2 protein-coding genes are annotated in these 2,652 nt (G+C 67.7%); both read left to right on the forward strand.

The features are described from left to right. Positions 1 to 409 precede the first annotated feature (409 nt). Positions 410 to 1,516: a peptide chain release factor 2 gene (gene prfB / locus ACFWYS_RS32415; RefSeq protein ID WP_384776469.1), complete on the forward strand. Its 1,107-nt coding sequence runs from the start codon at positions 410 to 412 to the stop codon at positions 1,514 to 1,516. A 330-nt stretch (positions 1,517 to 1,846) separates the two neighbouring features. Beyond that, positions 1,847 to 2,479 carry an LPXTG cell wall anchor domain-containing protein gene (locus ACFWYS_RS32420; protein ID WP_384776471.1) on the forward strand — a complete coding sequence of 211 codons (633 nt, stop codon included), beginning with the start codon at positions 1,847 to 1,849 and terminating at the stop codon, positions 2,477 to 2,479. Positions 2,480 to 2,652 lie beyond the last annotated feature (173 nt).

Consider the following 2,652-nt stretch of genomic DNA (forward strand, 5'->3'; position numbering starts at 1 on the left):
CCGGCACCCGGACCCCCAGATTTTCCCCCCCCCCCCCCCCCCATCCCCTCCCAAAACCCCGGGAAACGCCCACTTCGACCCCGAGGCCTTCTGGGGGCTGCCGCCCCCAGACCCCCGCTCCGGCCCTGAACGGGCCTTGTCCTCAAACGCCGGACGGGCTGGATGATCCGGACGGGCTGGGTGATGCGGACGGGCTGGGTGTTCCGGGCGGGCTGGGTGATGCGGACGGGCTGGGTGTTCCGGGCGGGCTGGGTGATGCGGGGTGCAGCCCTCTCCGGGGGGGCTCGGGATGGTGTGGGCTGGTCCTCGGGCGCCGGGCGGGCTGACCGGACTGGCTGGCCAGGCGGACCGAAGGGCGCGGACCGGCGTCTGGATCCTCCCCGCTTGGCGGAGCCGTTACGCTGGAGGCGTGGCAGTCGTCGATGTATCCGAAGAGCTCAAGTCCCTCTCCTCGACCATGGAGTCGATCGAGGCCGTTCTGGACCTCGACAAGCTGAGGGCAGACATCGCCGCTCTAGAGGAGCAGGCGGCCGCGCCGTCCCTGTGGGACAACCCGGACGAGGCGCAGAAGATCACCAGCAAGCTGAGCCACCTGCAGGCCGAGGTCAGGAAGGCCGAGGCGTTGCGCGGGCGGATCGACGATCTCGCCGTGCTCTTCGAGATGGCCGAGGAGGAGGACGACCCGGACACCCGTGCCGAGGCCGAGTCCGAGCTCGCCGCCGTCCGCAAGGCACTGGACGAGATGGAGGTCCGGACGCTGCTCAGCGGTGAGTACGACGCCCGTGAGGCGCTCGTCAACATCCGCGCCGAGGCCGGCGGCGTCGACGCCGCGGACTTCGCCGAGAAGCTCCAGCGGATGTACCTGCGCTGGGCGGAGCAGAAGGGCTACAAGACCGAGATCTACGAGACGTCGTACGCCGAAGAGGCCGGCATCAAGTCGACCACCTTCGCCGTGCAGGCGCCGTACGCCTACGGCACCCTCTCGGTCGAGCAGGGCACTCACCGCCTCGTGCGCATCTCGCCCTTCGACAACCAGGGCCGCCGCCAGACCTCCTTCGCGGGTGTCGAGGTGCTGCCCGTGGTCGAGCAGACCGACCACATCGAGATCGACGAGTCCGAGCTGCGCGTGGACGTCTACCGCTCCTCCGGGCCCGGCGGCCAGGGCGTGAACACCACCGACTCCGCGGTGCGCCTCACCCACCTCCCCACCGGCATCGTCGTCTCCTGTCAGAACGAGCGGTCGCAGATCCAGAACAAGGCCACCGCCATGAACGTCCTCCAGGCGAAGCTGCTTGAGCGGCGCCGGCAGGAGGAGCAGGCCAAGATGGACGCCCTCAAGGGCGACGGCGGCAACTCCTGGGGCAACCAGATGCGGTCCTACGTGGTGCACCCGTACCAGATGGTCAAGGACCTGCGCACCGAGTTCGAAGTGGGCAACCCCGAGGCCGTGTTCAACGGTGAGATCGACGGGTTCCTGGAAGCCGGAATTCGCTGGCGCAAGCAGCAGGAGAAGTAGCAGGAGAAGCAACCGGAGAAGGACCGGCAACTTCGTTGCTTTGTCGACAAGGCAACTGCCGCCACCTCGGCGGCAGTTGCCTTTTGTGTACCCGCATGTCTGGGTTTTACATCACACTCACAGACTCCAACCCATGGCATAGCTCCCGTATTTGGACATGGCGGTCGCAAACGGCCTTGACGTGTCTTTGGAAAATGGGAAGGGTAAAGCGTGGCATGCGTATCTCTGGGGCGCATGTGAACCGGGGGGCTCAAGTTCAGCTGTCCCCGTCGATCACGGCCCCCGAGCGCCGCCTCACTGACGAATTCAGCTACTGGGGGTAGCAACCACATGACGAAGAAGACGCGGATCCGCATCGCGCGGGTCGCGGCCGGTGCCGTGATCGCGGCTGGTGCCTCGCTGACCGCTGCGGGTGCCGCATCTGCCGCCGAGGCGGACGACGGCTGCGTGCTCGGTCTTTTCTGCGCGCCCGAGGACCCGACCGAGCCGCCGGTTCCGACCGACCCGCCGACCGACATCCCCACGGACATCCCGACGGACCCGGGCATCCCGACCGACGAGCCCACGGACCCGACGGAGCCGACCCTGGAGCCGACCGAGCCGTCGGAGCCCACCGACGAGCCGACCGACCCGGGTGACGACAACGGGAACGGCAATGGCAACGGGAACGGGAACGGGAACGGGAACGGCAACAACGGCGGCGGTAACAACAACACCGACCCCGACGGTGGCACGTCCCCGCAGGAGGAGGGCTCCTCTTCCCTGACCGACACCGGCACCGAGACCAACGGCACCGGCACGGGCACCAGCACCTCCGCCCAGGGCGGCGGCGACGAGCTCGCCGAGACGGGTGCCGCGCAGACCACGTTCCTGCTGGTCGGCGCCGCCACGATGATCGCCGGCGGTATCGGCTTCCGTATCCTGCCGCGCCTCATGGGCGGCCGCGGCGGTGCGGCTGCCTGACGGTAGCCGTTCGTCACGCCGTGTGACGCATGTCGTACGGCCGAGGGGGGGGGGGCGGGGGTTTTTGGGGGGGGCCCCCCGCGGTGACGGAGATATAAGGTGGGGCGCCCACGCGCCAGGATGTATTAAAAAAACAAAAAACAACAAAAAAAAAAAAAAAGATCTTATGTGAT

The organism is Streptomyces sp. NPDC059010, assembly GCF_042740355.1.
In the GTDB taxonomy this organism is placed as follows: domain Bacteria; phylum Actinomycetota; class Actinomycetes; order Streptomycetales; family Streptomycetaceae; genus Streptomyces.

Coding starts and splice junctions, on each gene's coding strand:
- ACFWYS_RS32420 (WP_384776471.1), top strand. CDS start 1,847: ATGACGAAGAAGACGCGGATCCGCATCGCGCGGGTCGCGGCCGGTGCC.